General features: G+C 63.0%; 17 protein-coding genes. 14 read left to right on the top strand and 3 right to left on the bottom strand.

Translation table 11 applies throughout. The annotated features are described in order from the left end of the window. The first annotated feature begins 123 nt into the window (after positions 1-123). On the top strand, positions 124-1,440 hold the full coding sequence (locus ABRA89_RS19380; RefSeq protein WP_349943145.1) for a sodium:solute symporter family transporter: 1,317 nt from the start codon (positions 124-126) through the stop codon (positions 1,438-1,440). Positions 1,441-1,499: 59 nt separating this feature from the next. Continuing rightward, on the top strand, positions 1,500-2,480 hold the full coding sequence (locus ABRA89_RS19375; RefSeq protein WP_349943143.1) for a hypothetical protein: 981 nt from the start codon (positions 1,500-1,502) through the stop codon (positions 2,478-2,480). A gap of 7 nt (positions 2,481-2,487) precedes the next feature. Here ABRA89_RS19375 and ABRA89_RS19370 read toward each other — a convergent pair whose 3' ends face one another. Continuing rightward, positions 2,488-3,531 (bottom strand): hypothetical protein, encoded by a 1,044-nt coding sequence (locus ABRA89_RS19370; protein ID WP_349943142.1) that lies wholly within the window; start codon positions 3,529-3,531, stop codon positions 2,488-2,490. A 239-nt stretch (positions 3,532-3,770) separates the two neighbouring features. Between ABRA89_RS19370 and ABRA89_RS19365 the strand changes: the two genes are divergently transcribed. From ABRA89_RS19365 to ABRA89_RS19320, 10 genes are all read left to right on the top strand, one after another. Then, positions 3,771-4,781, top strand: a complete 1,011-nt coding sequence (locus ABRA89_RS19365; protein ID WP_349943141.1) for a hypothetical protein — start codon at positions 3,771-3,773, stop codon at positions 4,779-4,781. Then, positions 4,778-5,848, top strand: a complete 1,071-nt coding sequence (locus ABRA89_RS19360; protein WP_349943140.1) for a hypothetical protein — start codon at positions 4,778-4,780, stop codon at positions 5,846-5,848. The genes ABRA89_RS19365 and ABRA89_RS19360 overlap by 4 nt, the downstream gene beginning before the upstream one ends. An 11-nt stretch (positions 5,849-5,859) precedes the next feature. Beyond that, positions 5,860-6,438: a LemA family protein gene (locus tag ABRA89_RS19355; RefSeq protein WP_349943139.1), complete on the top strand. Its 579-nt coding sequence runs from the start codon at positions 5,860-5,862 to the stop codon at positions 6,436-6,438. Positions 6,439-6,444: 6 nt separating this feature from the next. Then, positions 6,445-7,134 (top strand): hypothetical protein, encoded by a 690-nt coding sequence (locus tag ABRA89_RS19350; RefSeq protein ID WP_349943138.1) that lies wholly within the window; start codon positions 6,445-6,447, stop codon positions 7,132-7,134. After that, on the top strand, positions 7,131-8,162 hold the full coding sequence (locus ABRA89_RS19345; RefSeq protein WP_349943137.1) for a hypothetical protein: 1,032 nt from the start codon (positions 7,131-7,133) through the stop codon (positions 8,160-8,162). Before ABRA89_RS19350 ends, ABRA89_RS19345 begins: the two co-directional genes overlap by 4 nt. A 76-nt stretch (positions 8,163-8,238) precedes the next feature. Continuing rightward, positions 8,239-8,562 carry a hypothetical protein gene (locus ABRA89_RS19340; protein ID WP_349943136.1) on the top strand — a complete coding sequence of 108 codons (324 nt, stop codon included), beginning with the start codon at positions 8,239-8,241 and terminating at the stop codon, positions 8,560-8,562. Between the two features lie 21 nt (positions 8,563-8,583). Beyond that, positions 8,584-9,030 (top strand): hypothetical protein, encoded by a 447-nt coding sequence (locus ABRA89_RS19335; RefSeq protein ID WP_349943135.1) that lies wholly within the window; start codon positions 8,584-8,586, stop codon positions 9,028-9,030. Positions 9,031-9,109: 79 nt separating this feature from the next. Beyond that, positions 9,110-9,826 carry a hypothetical protein gene (locus ABRA89_RS19330; RefSeq protein WP_349943134.1) on the top strand — a complete coding sequence of 239 codons (717 nt, stop codon included), beginning with the start codon at positions 9,110-9,112 and terminating at the stop codon, positions 9,824-9,826. Positions 9,827-9,923: 97 nt separating this feature from the next. Next, positions 9,924-10,877, top strand: a complete 954-nt coding sequence (locus ABRA89_RS19325) for a hypothetical protein (RefSeq protein ID WP_349943133.1) — start codon at positions 9,924-9,926, stop codon at positions 10,875-10,877. A 263-nt stretch (positions 10,878-11,140) separates the two neighbouring features. Beyond that, complete coding sequence (locus ABRA89_RS19320; RefSeq protein ID WP_349943131.1) at positions 11,141-12,679, top strand: hypothetical protein; 1,539 nt, start codon at positions 11,141-11,143, stop codon at positions 12,677-12,679. 95 nt (positions 12,680-12,774) lie between these two features. Here ABRA89_RS19320 and ABRA89_RS19315 read toward each other — a convergent pair whose 3' ends face one another. Further along, complete coding sequence (locus tag ABRA89_RS19315; RefSeq protein WP_349943130.1) at positions 12,775-13,908, bottom strand: hypothetical protein; 1,134 nt, start codon at positions 13,906-13,908, stop codon at positions 12,775-12,777. A gap of 141 nt (positions 13,909-14,049) precedes the next feature. Between ABRA89_RS19315 and ABRA89_RS19310 the strand changes: the two genes are divergently transcribed. Beyond that, a complete protein-coding gene (locus ABRA89_RS19310; RefSeq protein ID WP_349943129.1) occupies positions 14,050-14,499 on the top strand; it encodes a hypothetical protein in 450 nt (149 codons plus the stop codon). A 14-nt stretch (positions 14,500-14,513) separates the two neighbouring features. After that, positions 14,514-16,505: a vWA domain-containing protein gene (locus ABRA89_RS19305; protein ID WP_349943127.1), complete on the top strand. Its 1,992-nt coding sequence runs from the start codon at positions 14,514-14,516 to the stop codon at positions 16,503-16,505. On the opposite strand, the gene ABRA89_RS19300 is transcribed toward ABRA89_RS19305, so the two are convergent. Beyond that, positions 16,492-16,798, bottom strand: a 307-nt coding sequence (locus ABRA89_RS19300) for a DDE-type integrase/transposase/recombinase (protein ID WP_349943126.1), incomplete at its 5' end; no start/stop codon positions are given. The two genes, ABRA89_RS19305 and ABRA89_RS19300, sit on opposite strands and share 14 nt — an antisense overlap.

The following is a 16,798-nucleotide window of genomic DNA, read 5'->3' as shown; positions in this document are numbered from 1 at the left end:
ATACGACACCGAGAAAATGCCTCGGCTTCGTCACGCCTCTCCAAGCCATGCTCAAAGAACTTGGCAAAGACGTCCAAATCCGCTTCTCATGATCACGTTGCACTTCATGCTGGAATCCACCGGATGCAGTCTTTGACTGGTGATCTTTCGTCCAGCATTGCGGTGCTCGCTCTGCTTCTTCTTCCGCTCGTTCTCGCCGCTTTTGGCCGAGACGCGAAACGGGGAAACCGGGCGGCGGAGTTCGCCCTCAATCAAGGGCGCAACGGTCCGCTCGCGACCTTTGCCGGCGCGTTGAGCGGCAATATCGGCATCGGCAGCTTCGTCGCGCTGTATCTCTTCACAGCCGAAAGCCCGGTGCTCGGCTTTTCGATCGCGCTCGCCTATTCGCTGGGCCTTGTCCTCTGCGCAGCGCTTGCGGGCACCATCCGCAAAGTGGCGGGCGAGCGCGGCACGGTCGGCCTCATCGATCTCGTCGCGATGAGCGAGGGGCGCACCGGGCGTCGGATCGTCTTTGCCTGCTTCGCCTTCGTCTTCGTCCTCAGATCGGCGATCCAGCTCGCAGCGCTTGGTCTTCTGACCGCTCCGTTTCTCGGCGGGGATGTGACCGTTGCCGTCATCGCATCGGGACTATTGATCGCGCTCTATCTCCTGATCGGCGGCTACCGGGCGGCCGTCGAAACGGACATCGTGCAGGCTGGCGTCATCATCCTCGCCATGGCGATCTGCATGGCGGGCCTGCCGAGCCTTGCAGCACCTGAGCGGCCCTTCTTCGCCTTCGGCGAATACCGGCCCGCGCTCCTCGCCGGGGTCTGGCTGTTCATCCCCTGGAGCGCGGTGCTCGCCGTCGACAACTGGCAACGCATCACGCTCGCGCGCTCCGATAGCGTAGCGCAGGTGAGCTATCTCGCCGCCGCGCTCGTCTGTGGGCTGCTTTTCTGGGGCATGGCCTATGCCGGCTATGCCGCGCCCCCCGGAACCGACGTCTTCGAGACCTATGCCCGGCTCGCACCGGCGGCAATGCCGTGGATCGCGACGGTGATGTTCGTCGCCTGCATCATGTCCTCGATCGACACCTTCATCATGGCGCTCGTCGTCGGCGGCAATCGCGATGCCGGGATCAGCGCGATGCGCGGCATGATCCTTGTCCTCACTGGCCTTGCGACCGCCGCCGCGATCCTCTTCGGCGATCTTCTCTCGACGGTCGTCGCCGCATTCAACAGCCTTGCCGTCTTCCTGCCGGCGGCGCTCGGCGCGCTTTTCCTGCGCGCACCCGGTCGCTTCGCGGCGCCGATCTCGATGAGCCTCGGGCTTTTCGCGGCGATCGCCTTTACCTTCGTCGACGTGAATTCCGCATCCCTCGTCGGCTTTTGCTTCGCCGCTCTCAGCTACGGGCTGATGAGCCGGCTTCCGCAAGGCGGCGCACCTCATTCATCCAGATGATGCGGGGACTTCCGCGGGCATGACATCCTCGGTCTTAAAACGACCAAGGAGGATGGAGAATGATGCGATTTGGACGATGGATCAGCGCGGGACTGGCCTGCGGCCTGATAGGAGGCCCCGCCGCTGCGAAGGATCCGGTGGCCGACCTGCCGAACCTGCCGGATGTGCGAACCATCATCGAGAACATCAAGGACGAGGCCTGTGCAACGGAAAAGGGAGACCAACCCGAAGACACGTGGTCGAACCATGCCTGCGATCTCGGCAATGGCTGGATCCTGACCTTCTCGTTCGGCGACGGGCGTGGGATCGTCGATCTGAAACGCGCCAATGCCGAGTCGCCGATCCTAGAAATGCCTTGGAACGGCTTCGTCGTGCGTCATCCTCCGATCGGCCTCCTGGAGGGCGACATGGAAGACGGCCCGACAGCCTTTGCTGTGACGTTCCTTGAAAATTCTGAATGGCTCTCTCTCGAAGGCCTCCATGCCGGCCCCGACGGTGCGTGCTTCGTCTCGAAGGGCGAGATGAGCGTCGAGGCCTTTCTCGCCAGACTCCACGCTCCGTGCAAGGACGACGAAAGCGCTCCCGAGCCCCGGCGGGCGAGCATCGGGGAAGCCCCCTACCGGATCGTCGAGACGACGCTCAGCCGGCAGACCTGCGCGCCGATTTTCGGCTCTGCCGACCCGCGCCGATGGCTCTGCACGACGGCTCCGGGCGTCGACCTCACTCTGAGCGAACTTAATTCGCGTGCGGCGGTTCGCATCGGGGATTCATCGAACCGATCGGCGGAGAGCGCCGTCGATCTCGGTGCCGATGGATCGCTCGCGTTCGAAGGGACGATCGCATGGTTCATCTATGACGGCGGCATGGAGGGCGGCCCGGCGGACAATCCGCCGGAAGCTGCGATCCTGACCGTGCGAGGTGAGGGAAAGCCCTCGTTCCTTGCAGCGCGTCGCAATCGGGAGGACGGCTTCAAGCCCCTCGACCAGACCCGAAGCTTCGACGAAGCCCTTCGCCTGATCGGTGCCGAGAAGGCGAAATAGCGCCCGTTCAGAACGGCAGGATGCGCCCGCGTTCGTGATCGACGAAGCGAGCCATTAGCGCAATGTTGGTCGCAACGCCGAAGGTCTCGCGCGCTTCGCTGAGATAGCGGTCGGCGCTGCGGCGGCCGATGCCGAGAGTTTCGCAGATCTCGTCCATGGGCACGTCCTCTTGAAGAAGGCGCAGGATCGCAGCGCTGTTCGGCGAAAGGGGTGCGGAGGCCGGGGTGAGTGCCACATGGGCGTTTCGCAGCGCCATCACCGATTGATAGAGTGCCGGCTGAACCCGGATCACATGGGCGGGAAAGGCGGCCCGGTCGATCCCGTCGAAGAGGACGGAACTGACGATCCGGTCCCGGCATTCGAGACCGGGCAGGACGAAGATGATGCCGCGCACCATGCCGGCCTCGATAAAGGTGCGGTTCTGGCGCAGGACCGCCTCGGGCAGCATCACGCTCATCTCCGAATCCGCGACGAGCTCGATATCCAGCGGCAGCGGATCCCACGACGAGAAGGCGTGACGCGCCGCGAAGTTCTGCTCGATCGGCAGACTCATGTCGTATTCGACGTTCGGCGGGAAATTCCAGCGCGTCGCGAAGTGCCGGATCGTCCTGTCGTCCTCCAGCCTCAGATGCGACCAGACGAGATAGCGGGCGGAAAAGCGCGGGATCAAGGCGGCGAACCGATCGAAGAGTTCGGGAAAGGTCGCAAGGCCGGCGAGATCGGCGGAGGTGACCGGGTGCGGCTCGCCGCCGGTCTCGCCATCGGCGGCGCTCGGCGGCGCGGCGAGCTCGATCGCCATGCCGAGGGGCGCTGCCGGCGAGCGCGGCTCGGGACGGGTGAGGCGCGAGCAGAGGAGGGTGAGTTCGGCGAGCGTGTTTCCGCCCAGCTTGTCCTTCAGGCTGCGGATATATTTGTCGGCGCTGCTCTGGGTGATGGCGAGCGCTTCCATCAACCCGGCACGACCACGGCCCTGGCCGAGAATGGCCGCTGCCTGTCTTTCGCGCTGTGTCAGGCTTTTCTTCTGCATGGTCAGCTCATTGCCGATGAGCATCGTCAGTCGTTCCTCGGATTATACGCCCGGTTGCGATGGCGAGCCAATCGTCCGCCCGTTGCGGGTTGCGCGGGAGATGGGCGGGGCCTCGCTGGTGTCTTCGCCGATCGGCTCCTTGAGCCATCTCCTTTGGGAAGGCTAGAGGACGTCGCGCGCCTCTGGCGTCATCCATTTGAACGATGCGCGATCGCAAGCGGCAGCGCAATCTGGCCCGGCAAACCAGCCAGGACCTTTAATACATGTCGCTTGTCACCCGTTCTCTTCTCGCACTCGCTCTCAACCTGTGCGCCGCGCAAAGCCTCGCCGAGCCGGTGGATCTCGAGAGCGTGGCGGACGTCTATGTGCGGACGAATGGAGCGCCGCCGCAGATCGGCTGCTGGGTGGATTCGACGCTCGTCACGGCAGACGGCCTTTTGCTCGACAAGCGTGCTCCCGTGGGCGAGCCGATGCCGGCCTCCAGCGCCTTTGCCTGCCGAGAGAGCGGCGATGCCACCGTTTGCCTTCAAGGCTCGATGAACCCGGCCACAGGAGGCTTCTCGCTTGCGGACCTTTCCCAAAGCGACGGCCCGCGCCTGTTGACCGCTTCGCCAGATGGGGGGCTGCGTCTCTGCGCGGCAGGTGGCGGAAGCTGCACGGACTATCGGCGCTGCCCGAAGGATCAGGCTTCTGCCATGCCCGGCGTCACAGACGCCAAACGGCGTGCCGGCCCGAAGACGATCGAGATCAACGAGACGCTCTTCGCCGGCCTTCCCACCGCCTCGAATTCGGCGGGCGAAGAGGCGGCAGCGTTCGGCTCGGGGTCCATCCAGCCGGATATCTACGGCCTCGTTCCGCTCAATTTGCTGGGCGAGGGCGGTGCGGCCGATCCGGGCCTCGTCCAAAGCTTCTGCGCGTCGCCCTTTCTCGTTTCGCAGAACAGCATTCTCGCGACTACCTTGCGGCGCGGCGAGGAGCTCGCCGTGCGTTCGCTCGTCCAGTGCAGCGTTGTGGATGGAACGCTCGCCTGCCGCGACACCGGACGCGAGCGTTCCGGCGGCTATTTCCTGCGGCCGGAAGCGGCCAAGCCGCGCTTCGTCATGAGGGCGGGCGGGGCCGATCCCGTGCTCTGCAACCCTCAGGACCCTTCCAATAAGCAGTTTTGCCACGCGCTTCTTTCCTGCCCCGGCTCTCTCGGTGAAACGCCGATCGCCAATCTCGACGGCACGACGCTCATGCAGTTCGTGGTGCAGCCCCCGGAAATTCGCCCATGAGCGCGACGGCGCAGGACGAGGGGACCGTCTGGGACCCCTTCGTCGGGACACGGCCCTATGTTCGCGAGGCGGCGGAGCGCCCGGTCGTTCGCTTCAAGATTCCCGATTGGGTGAAGCGGCTGTTTCTCTATGCGATGCTGCTCGGTCTCGTGATCGTCCTCGCTTCGTTCGTGTTCCAGAATCTCGTCTGGATCGGCGTCGGTCTCCTGTTCGGCGGTGTCGGCATGTCGATCCTGCTCGACAGCCTCGGCAAGCCCGAGGCGATGCGGCGCTGGCTCTATGCCGAGATCGCCAAGCGCACCGGCTGGGCCCATCGCCATGTCGATCTCGACAAGGCCGGAGACGGCAAGGGCAGCGCCAATAAGCCAGCCTCGCTCACCGAAGCGCTGAAGGAAGCCAAGCGTCGCAAGGAGGGCGAACCCGCTCCATCCGTTCTCGAAGCCTATGCCGAGCACCCGCTGCTCGCTGGCCCCTATTCCACCGTGCCGGAACTCTTAAAGCCCCATCTCGGCCAGCCGCTGCCGATCCGACTTCAGGCGCTTTACTGGGGCGAGACGCGCGAGGCGATCCCGTTCTGGCTCGGGGCTGAGATCATGGACACCGATCTCACCTTCGCGGCCTCCGCCCTCCGCAACGACCGCTTCGGCAATTCGAACCGCACGGGGCGGATCCTAGCAATGCTTGCCGCCTACCAGCTCGATCGCGACACCGGCATCCGCGCGAAACTCCTCGCCGAGAATTTCACGGGCGATAGCTGGAGCGACTTCAAGACCGAATCGACCGCCTTCAACGATGCCTTCGATATTTCCGTCGCGCCCCGGCCGGACAGCCCGCTGGGCGAGGTGGAGATGCGCCTCCAACAGGCACTGACACCAGCGACCCAGACCGCGCTCCTCGATCTGAAGGAGCGCTCTCGCATCCAGGTCGTCATCGACGGGCCGGTCGTCTTCGTCGCCGGCTACGAGGTCGTCTCGACCAGCAATCCGGATGCGCTTGCCGATCATCTCACCGAAGTCGTCGAGACCTTCGCCGGGCTCGTCACAGGCTTCAAGCGCTACGTTGAATAGGACCTAATGGCATGGCCGCCCTCGCATTCATCCTCCCCGTTCTCCTCCTCGGCGGGATCGTCGGGGTCTACATCATCCTCTTCAACGGATTGCGCCGGGCTGAAACGCGGGTCGAGCAAAGCTGGGCTGGCGTCGAGGTGCAGCTGAAGCGCCGGCACGATCTGGTACCTACACTCGTCCAATCCGTGCGCCGCGCGCTCGATCATGAGGAGACGATCTTTCGGCAGGTGACCGAGGCGCGTCAGAAGGCTGTCGAGGCGTTGGCTGGCCACGATCCGGAGACGATGGCGAAGGCCGAGTCCCTCCTCGGCAGCGCCCTGCGCGGCCTCACCGCCTGGAGCGAGGACAATCCGGAGATCACCAGCACTGAGAATGTCGCCATCCTGCAGCGCCAGCTGGAGGAGACCGAAGACCAGATCTCCGCCGCGCGCCGCCTGCACAACGGCAATGTCCAGGACCTAAACCAGCGCATCGTCACCTTCCCCGGTAATCTCGTCGCCTCGCTCCACTCCATCACCCGCGCCAAGCCCTTCGAGATGAACGCTGGAGAACGGATTTCCGCCTCGCAGCGGCCGGTCATCGAATTCTGATCGGCAATGGAAGACGGCCCCGCGCTCCGGCGCATCATCCCCACCCTCGACGAGACAATCGAGCCGTCTGAAGCCCCGGCCGCGGCCGGGCGGCGGAGAGATCGGCGCTGGCCGGCGATCTTCAGCCTCCTTGCCGCCGTCATGGGCATGATGATCGGGTTCAATCTGCTGATCGCCTGGGGGAGAGCTGTCCTTCATCTTCGGAGCACGGTCCCCGATTACATCCCTATTCTGGCGGTCTTCACGGCGATCACAGGCTTCCTCTTCTGGAAGGTCGTCGTCGCCATGCAGCGCCGCGCCGTCGAACAGGGGCGGGTGCGCTGCGCCAGCCACCACGTGCGCGGGATCATCGAGAATTTCGTCGAACTCGACCGGCGCACCATCAAACAATCCGGACCGGACAGGACCGAGATCGACTATCGCCTCGATCTCCACCTCATCGATCCGCCGTTCGCTGGCTTCAAGGCGTCGACGAAATGGACCTCTCGCCGAGGGACGGCGCCGCGGCCCGGCTCCGTCGAGGACCTTCTGGTCGGGACGCGCGAAAGTGAAGACGGCGAGCCGAGGCCGCTGGTCCACGGCCTCCTGTCGGATTTCAGGGAATCCTACGGGGGCGCGTTTCCTTTCTTCGTCTTCATCGGTCTGATCGCCCTCGGCATGTCGATCGCGGTTCAGCATTTCGCGGTCTTTCCGTGAAAGCCGGTGAGACCATCACCCGCTGGGACCCGTTCGAGGGCGAGATCGTGCTGCCGGCTGGACCGGCGGACCTTCCACCCCCCGTCCGCCGGATGTCGTATCCGGTTGCACAACCGGAATTCATGTTGGCGGCGGGCTTTTCAACGATCGGCTTCAGCCTGATCTTCTACGGGAAAGGCCAGATCGTTTCCTCCGTGCTCATCGGGCTCGTGGGATTTATGGTCAGCATACTCGCGCTAACACGCATTCTCCTGGCCCGAGGGCGGGCCAAACGCGATGCCGCCGAACAGTCGCTCGACATCGATGCCCCCTCGATCGCCCGTCTCTTCACTCTTACGGCCAATCGAGAGGGCTGGTCGGCCCGTCCCGGCTTCGGCAGCCTGCGCATTGCCCGGCTCTGCGCCTTTGCCCCGGAGATCGGACCGTTCGCGCCCCGGCAGAGCGCCGGGCTGAGGCCCGACGACATGGCGGTCGAGCTCTGGGGCGAGGGCGCGGACGGACGGGCCTTCTGGCTTGCCGCAACGGAGGGCGGCTGGCGCACCGTCCGCCGGCGCACCGAGACCGGCGGCTTTTCCGAACTCTATCAGGAGGGCGCCTTCCGCGTGGTGACGGCCCTTGCGATCGAGCGGCGCTCGGGCATGCGGATCGCCCTCAAGCCGGAATGTCATCGTCCCGCCGACGACATCGATCTCGATTCGGTCGAGTTCAACGACCTCTTCACGGTCCGTCTCGGCAGTTCAGGCAAGATTGCCCCGGCCGACGGAAGCGAAGCCGATCTCCGGCTCGAAGTGTTCCGCACCCTCAGCCCCGCCGTCCTTTCCCGTCTCGTCGACCTCGGCGAATCCGCCGGCACGACCGTCATCATCGACGACGGCGTGATGATCGCCGCCACCATCCTTCCAAGGCGGGAGGATGCGAAAGCCGTCGCCCGGGAGATTTACGATTTCGTGGAACTGATCGGCGCGATCGGCAGTCTTTTGCGCGCATCATCCCCTCAAAAAAAGCGCTCATATCATCAGGATGAATGATGCCGGCTTCGAAAGGCCGGCTCATGGTTCTCCCAAGGGGCTTTTCGATGCTCGATACCAAAAGGGAGAATGCACAATGAAACGAGGAATTGCCGCCGCACGCGTCACCGCAGCCGTGCTTATGTCCATGGCGCTCGCCGCGCCGTCCGTTGCCAGCGCCCAGAACACGTTCGAGGGCTGCGGCTGGTATGCGATCTTCGCCTGCTCGAAGTCCCAGTCGGTCGCCCGGCGCGCCGCCGGCAACGGATTCCTGACGATCCGCACCAACGACTATCCGAACTTCCGCAACGGGTTCTGGTGCGCGGTCGACGGGCCGTTCGATCGCGGCACGGCCCTTTCGCTCGCCAACAGCGCCAAGCGCGACGGCATCCGCGACGCCTATGCCAAGCGCGCTTGCTAGTCAGCACGAAAGGAACCGACGATGACATTGATCCGAACACTCCTTGCCGGTGCGGCATTGGCACTCGGCGTCGCGGGCCTTGCCGGCTTAGCGCCAGAGGCGAAGGCGCAGGGCTGCGATACCGCGACCTACGATCACAACGGCTCGCGCATGCTGATCCATGCCTGCGGCAGTGGCGGCTTCACCATCGAATACGACCGCCCGCGCCAGGGGCTTGCAGCGCAAGGAGTGCGTCCCGGCACTGTGCTCTTCCAGGGCTCGTTCTGGGAATCCGGCGGGCCGAACCTCCGCCGCGTGCGCGGCACGGCCCATCTCTTCAAACGCGGCTGCAATCCAGCCGGCTACGAAGTGGACGGCTACTGGATGGAGGACAACACCCTCGAAATGAGCGGGCGCGCGCCGATCCGCAAAAACGGATGCAGCATCTCCGGCACCCGGAACGACGACCTTCTCTTCACGCCATACTGACGTGTCCATCGCAAAGAACCGGCGGTCCGGCCTTCGCGAGGCCGGGCCGTCCAGCCTGAAGACCACAGGATATTCGCCGATGAAATCCCTCCTGAAACGCAGCCTGCCGGCTTTTCTCCTGTTTTTGCCCCTGTCGCTTGGCACGATCCGGGATGCAGGGGCGCAGACGCTCGGTGAGGGGGATTATCTGTCCGACCCAACGGGCTGGACCTTCATACACGCGGAGCCGGCGCCGTTTGATCTGAAACACGTCCAGGACCGAGCGACCCTCGTCGCGATCCACGTGCCGATCGCGAGAGACAATGGCAGCGTTGCCGCGCCCGGTGAGCCGCAGAACTGTTTCACCGGGACGGAGCCGGATCTGCGCGAAAGCCTCGTCGCCTGGGCGTCCTTGCGCGAAGTGATGCGCTATGTCGGGGTGCCCGGGCTCATTATATCCGGACCTGAATGTGTCGCGGTGCGCGCCGCCCTTCAGGCGAGCTGGGCGACCACCGGCGATCCGACCTTTACCGACGGACCTGACGAAGTCGTCGCGGTGCGCACCGAACCGCTCCTTGCCGCTCCCGGCGGCTCGGGCGGTCGGGAGGCGGCCCTGCGCGAAACCGCAAAATCGGTATTCTCGACGCCGAACGGCGACACGGAACGCCCCTGGACCTTCTACGTCCTCAGCGCCGAATCCGCCTCCGCCATTCTCGACGGCAACCGCATCGCCCCCGGAGAAACGGCTGTCCTTGGCTTTGCCGACCGCAGTCTCATCGGCGTCTTTTCTGTTGTTCTGCCCGACGGCAGCGACTGAAGCGATCGAACGGGATTCATATCATTCATTTGAACGAGGCGAGCCACGGCAGCGTCCCGTAGCGTCTGGTCCGTTGTGGAGAAAAGTGCAGTTTCCAATGAAACACGGCTATTGGCTCTCTCTCGTCTTCGTGATGCTGACCGGCAGTGGGGGTGCTCTTGCGCAGAGCGGCGAAGCTGTCTCCTTCCGCGTCGCGGCCTCGGAGGCTGGCACGCAAGCCGTAATTGCGCTTCAGAACGGTTCTCAATGGGTGTTTCCCAACCGAATGCCGAACTCTCCAGAAGAGAGAATCAGCGTGTTCGTAGAGGAAGGCGGGATGCGGATCGGGGACCGGCTCTACCGCCAGTCCGATCTGACCCTCGACGATTTTGCATTATTGTTGCCGGAATTTCCTCGGGGAATGAACCATTTTCCGATCGGCGCACCGCTCGCGCCCAATCCGGTCCTGCGGCTCGCCTCTCAATATCCAGATGTGTTCGAGAGGAAAATTTTCTTCTTCATGGACGATCGCCTGGGGCTTCGAGACATGAGGATCCTTTTGCCCGTTGGTGCCTCCCTGATCCAGATCCGTTGGGAAGAAATCTGGATCAATTCGCAAAGAACCCTCGACGATGAGCTGTTCGTTGTCGTCAGACTGCTGACACCCGTTGGAGGTGCGATCGATCTCTCCGATGTGCTCTTGCCAACGGATGTGATCGAAACCTGCGCGATCGCCTCGAAGTCGCGCACTGCGGATGCCATCAGAAATCATCTGGATTGTCTCGCCAATCTTGATCCTGACAATGATAGCGACGGAGACGATTTGGCAAATACCGGCAGAGAGGGACATCCTGCGGGAGCCGGGGGCGGCGGTACCGCCGTCGACATCAGCCGTCCGCCGACACTCGACGAGCTCGTCAACCTCATTCTCCAATGCATCGAGCGCCGGGCGCTGTGTCCCGATTTCCTCGACGGCTATGCCACCGCCGAATTTTTCGAAAGCGCCGGTGCGCAGACAAAGCGAAGCTTCGCCGAGGCGGTGGCGCGTAGGCATCTGGAGACCAAGGGATGACCGGACGAAGGAGGAAAACCCGAACCCTTTCAACAAAAAGCTCGCCGATCGCCCCATGGGCCGCTTCGATCCTGGTTTCTCTCTCGCTTCTATCGAGCCTTCCCGCGAAAGCTCAGGGCGAAAATACCGACCTCTACGGCTATCGGATCGGGCCGAAGACGGCGGTTGAAATTCGGCTCGACGCACCCCTACCGCGCGGAGACAGACAGGCGAGACTGCGGCTCGCAACCTCCAGTCTGGCCGATTGCCGCAGAACCTTTCCGTTGAAAAGCGTGTTCTACGATCTCTGCCTCGAAGCTTTCAGCGACGAGGACATGATGGTTTCGGCGAACTTCCTCGTCAATCCAATCGGCGGGACCATCACCTTCGAAGGGCTCCACAAGCCGGGCCGTGGCGATGACGCCCCGGCTTTCTTTGCACGGGTCCTGCGCGCTTCGAATGGTTCGATCGTCGGGGTCGCGGTTCAGACGACGCCGAACGAGGCCGCCGAGCCCGCGGCCTTCGTCGACACGGCGGAAGAGTTCAGAAGCACCTTGTACGCGATCGGTGTTGAGGCCCTAATCAGACGATCGCAGCAAGGCGGGGCCGGCGCCATGGCCAGCGATCCATCAGACCCATCCCCATCGCGGCGCGAAAGCGACCCCCCCGCGCTCGCCGAGACCGGATTACCGTCGCTCCACTGGAAGCTCCCCCAAAAGGACCTGCCCGAAGTCGGGATCGAGTATGAACAGAGCCTGCGCCGCACAGCATTGGGCTATGAGGGGCGGGGGATCTTCTGGTTCCGCTACGATACGCAGAATATCACCGGCTTCTGCCCGCAAACCCCTGCCATGCTGAAGATCTGCGAGAACGCGCAGAAAGCGGGCGTCCGGGATTATCGCCTCAGTCTTACAGAAACCGTCGCGGACAACGGCTTTAGAATGCGGGGCACGGCCGTTCCGGCAACCGGCAACATGACGGTTGCCTTCGAAATGGCCTCCGGGCCGGCGATCGGCCCGCTTTTCAAAGCCAATGGCTGGTATGTACGCTTTCGCGAGAACGGCGAGTTTCCCAAGGCGTGGCTCGAAGTGCGCCCGCTTGCTCGCGCCGCCTTCACGCCGCAGGAGGTGCGTGCACAGGGAACGTGGCGACGCGCGCCGGAGGCCGTGACCGAACCCGAATTCGGCGCGGTGACGCTCACTCGCTTCGGCAGCGGCATGACGGCTCGGCTCGAAATCTCCGAGCGCAGACCCGAGGCGGGTCGCGCGGCGGCCCTTACCGTCACCCCCGCGGGCAATGGTGAATGCGGGCGCGACATGCCGGTAAACGATGAATGGCAGCGCGTGTGCGAGAATGCGGAAAAGTCCGGCTCGATCACCCTCAGGGCACCGCTCGAATGGAGAGAGGGCGGCGATACGGCGCTCTATCTCGGCTATGTCGAGACGCCCGGCTGGAAACATTTGCGAATGGTCCTCCGCAATTTCGAGCAATCGCGCGCAATGCTCGGCCTCGTCGACAGAGGGAGCGCGCTGCGGACCGAGATCCTGGCCGAGTTCAGCGAAAGCGACGCGATCACGCCACCAGCGGCCAGCGGTGGAGGCGGTACGTACTTGCCGTCTTCCGATGGACGGACGGACGATGTGTGCGATGCATTCTTTTCCGCGCTCGATGAGATCAGAACGAGCCCCGCCAGTCAGGAGGCGCGTCGTACGCTGATGCTAAACGGCTACTGGTCCGGCATCGTGCCACGAGAGGAAGACCAGTGTCGAAGAGCCGCACGGCTTCTTGCGGAAGCGGGAATCGAGGTATTTGCCGGGCTCTGAAGGATGGAATTCCCATAGAGCCTGTAGGGCCTACTTGATATAAGCTAAGTAGCGCCGGAGCCGTTCGTCGGAGGCGAATGCATCCGCGCCGAAGGTCATTCGAGATAGGTCTTCAGCCGGACGAGGTCGTCGGCGATCAGGGTCAGCTTCGAATGCCATTCCTCTGCAGCATTCGTCAGCTTCGCCTCGTCCTCGGTCATGAGCGCCGTGATGGAAAGCCGGACGAAGGCGATCTCGTCGCGGATCGCGATCTCCGCACCGTACCGCTCGAAGAGGTCGATCAGAAGGCTCTGCGCCGCAGGCGTGAACACCCTGTAAAGGGCCGTCTCGTCGCCATTGTTCTGCGAGCCCCTGTCATGGGAGATCGTGTAGAGCTGGTTGAAGGTCGCGCTGTCCAGCTTGGCATCGTCGCCTTCGATATAGGGAAACGCGGCCCGTAGATGGGCGTGAACGCCGGTCTTCCGGGCGAGCGGGAAGGCGAAGATCGGATAGAGCGTCGCCACATCGGCACGGCGGTCCACCCCTCTCGACATGAGCGGATTGCGCAGGTCGCCCTTCATGGCTGCGATGCCCGTCCAGAAAGGCACCTCGCGATGCTGCCAGCGGAAGACCGCCTGAACAGGGAGCGGCACGGCGACGACCGGACTTGGCATCACCATCGCCGTCAGATCGGTTTCCAACGGATAGATACGGCGATCGACCAGATAAATCATCCGGTCGCCGTCGACACTTCTTGAAAAGCTCCGCCCATTAAGATCCGCGATCTGCCGGTCGCTGAGCAGGGCCCGGCGACCCTTTCGGCGCAGCGCCGCTTCCGCCGCCTGGCGCATCCGCACCGTTGGCCTGCCGTTCTCTATGAGGTCTTGAGGCAGCTGCCAGCATGTCGGCGGCTGGATAAGCGCGAGCCCCCACTGTTCGATCCCGGCCGTCTGCGCTGCGACTTTGTGAAGGGCATTGATCGTATCGCGGCGCGGATCCCCAATCGGGATTTCGTCGGGATCGAGGTCCAAGGCTATCCAGAAGCCAGATGCGAAGACGAGGACGAAACCGATCCAGTTCAGGATTTCGATCCCGAAGAACGGCAGCGCTATCCACGCGAGAAGGCCGAAGACGCCGATCGCGCCCGCGACCTTGTGCTTGCGCTCCCAGCGCCCGAGGGGATGAGGGCGAAATGGATCGCGGCCATCGGGCACGCTGTCCTCGAAAGGGTCCCATCGCCTGGATTCCATCCATCCTGTCCCGCGCTCGTTCGACCGTGCGGAGCGTTATCAGCCGTCGGCGCGAGCAAGATCACTCATATGGATGAGGCGCGGACTGGAAGCATTGGTCCATTGTCTTGATCCGACTGATACGAACCGGATGGCCAGTGCATGACGAACCGCCTCCTTCCCCTTTTGGTTGCCGCCTTCGCAGGCTTTTCAGCCCCGGCTGCGATGGCTTCTCCCTGCGTAATCGAAGTGAACCTCATCTCGCCGACCGCGCCCATCGGCAAGCATGCAACTGCGAAAGCGGACCCGACGCACGTTCAGCTGACGGTGGAACCACGACGCGGTTCGGGCCGCACAATTTACAAACCTGTCTCCGACAATAACGGGGCGCCCGGCAGCGGCGCCTATCGGCAAGTCGTCTTTCACGTGGCGGGAAAGCCGGTCTGCTCTCGATCCGATATCTACTCGATCTCGGCGATCTGCGATTCATCGACATGGAAAGATGCAGACGGCTCGGCAGGCGGCTTCTCGGACTCCCAATCGGCCCAGCTTCGATTTTCCACGTGGAGTTTGACCAGAGCGACCGCGAACACCCAGCTCTGCGCGCAATGACGGGAGTGAAGACAATGCAGTGGAAAGCAATTCTCACACCCGCGACGATTGTACTGGCAGCCTCGCTGCCGTGCCTGCCGGCAAAAGCCCAGTCGGTTGACACGATGGTCGTCTTCGACGGATCGAATTCCATGTGGGGCCAGATCGATGGTCGCGCCAAGATAGAGATCGCGCGCGAGACCTTGTCGTCGGTGCTGTCGGAAACGAAGCGCGACATGCAGATCGGTCTCATCGCCTATGGCCATCGCGAGCGCGGCATGTGCTCGGACATCGAAACGCTGGTTCCTGTCAGTCCTGCCAGTCAGTCGATCCCAAGGATCATTACGGCGACCGATCGGATCACGCCGCGCGGAAAAACGCCGCTGTCGAATGCCGTGCGCATGGCGGCAGAGGAGCTGCGCTACACCGAGAACGCGGCGACGGTGGTTCTCGTCACGGACGGTATCGAGACCTGCAACGCCGATCCGTGCGCCCTGGCCTCTGAACTCGAAAGCGCCGGCATCGACTTCACCGCGCATGTGATCGGCTTCGGGTTAAGTGCGGAAGAAAGCCGGCAGGTGCAGTGCCTCGCCGACAATACCGGCGGGCTTTACCTTCGCGCAGATGATGCCGGCGCACTGAAGAACGCGCTGAACCAGACAGTGAACGCCGAGATCACGCCGAGCGATGAGAATTTCGAGCCTGAGAACGCAGGTCTGCGAGACGTCCATTTTATTTTCCGCGATACACCGGGAGGCGAGATTCTGGGTGCGCGAAATCTGGAAGTACGGATCGAGAAAGACACAGGCGAAACGCTTCCCGAAGAGGCCTCGTTCAGCCTGAACTATCCGGAAACGAAGCGGCGCTCCGCGGAGGCAAAACTCGAGCCCGGGCAATATCAGGTGTTGATCCGCCGCCTCAATCAGGGACGTGGGAGCTATCAGATCCGCTATTCCTTTGATGTACCTGCCGGCGACGAAACGCATCTGATCGAGGCGAGCCTCTCAGCCGGCCTCATCATCAATGCGTTTCTCAATCCCCAAACACCGCTCGATACTACGAACCCTCCGTTGGGCGGCGTCAAGAACGACAAGGCGTGGGCCTACTTCAGTGTGTTTCCGGTCACTGATGGAGAGATCGCCGAAACTCCTATCGTAAAGGAAGCTTGGAGCGATCTTGAGATCGCGCTCCCCGCCGGAACCTATCTGATCCGTGGAAACATCGACCGTTTCGTAACGGCGGAACAGATCGTCCAGGTCGAACCCGGTGAACCAACCGAGGTTGATTTTTCCTTCGACGTGACGCGTGTTTTTATCGATGCACGCGACGAGACGGGCTTCCCCGTCGAAAAACAGACGGTCTATTGGTACGAAACGCTGCCCGATGGTCGAAACTGGTGGCGCGGCGGTCGCGGGTCCGGAAAAGGCCAGCCGATCCCATTCTACGCACCAACGGGGACCTGGCATGTCGACGCGGGGGGTGAAGGCGCAGGCGAGCGACGAAGTCAGTTCGTTGTCAAAGTCCCCGGCACCTACGAAGACATCCGTCTCCAGATTGGCGCAGGCGAGCGGCTGACAGACGCCGAAAAGGCGATTTTCACGTCGCCGGACTATAAGGGTTGTGAGGAGATCATCGCCGTCAAATACGATGGATGCCTCGTCAAGAAGGCAGTCTTGCCTGGCAGCGTAGCGACTACAGACCCCGAGGACAGTTCCGGTTCGAAAAACATGAACCAAGAACAGTCTTCACAGCCGGCCCCCTCGCCCGCAACCGACCTGTCGGAAGAGGGCGAGTCAGGCTCCCCGCCGAGCGACAGGCACGCGGCTTCGACCGAGGCATTGGACGACCGATCGTCCAACTTTCTCGAAGGGCTCAGCGGCACCGATTACGTGTTTGTCGATAGCGAGCTGACCCCTTTGGCGCATGTGGTTCTCCCGAACAATGGGTCCGGTCGAGCGGGGCGTGTCGCAACTTTGGTCATGAGACGCGGGATAACAATCTCGCTTGAAACTTTCAGACTTTGTTAACTTTTTGGAGCCCGAAGATCTGCGCGAGGAGATCGTTCTGGCTGTGAACGGTCCACTCTCCGGCGAAGCCGAAGCCCTTCTTCAGCCAGAGCATCGCCTCGAACCCCTTGATCGTTAGCCGGGCCGTGTTGAACGAACGGAAACCGCCGATCCTCGGCATGGCCTTCTTAACCCGGAAGTGGTCGCTCTCGATCCCCTGCTGGAGATGCTTCGTGACATGATGGACGGGATCGGGCGGCAACAGCCGATCCTCAACAGCTGATCGGATCGCGACCGGAAACGGTCCTGCGCCA

Origin of the sequence: Fulvimarina thalattae, assembly GCF_040239565.1 — a bacterium.
Taxonomy (GTDB): Bacteria; Pseudomonadota; Alphaproteobacteria; order Rhizobiales; family Rhizobiaceae; genus Fulvimarina.
Note: the sequence above shows the minus strand (reverse complement) of the source record. Positions and strands in the feature narration are given on the sequence as shown.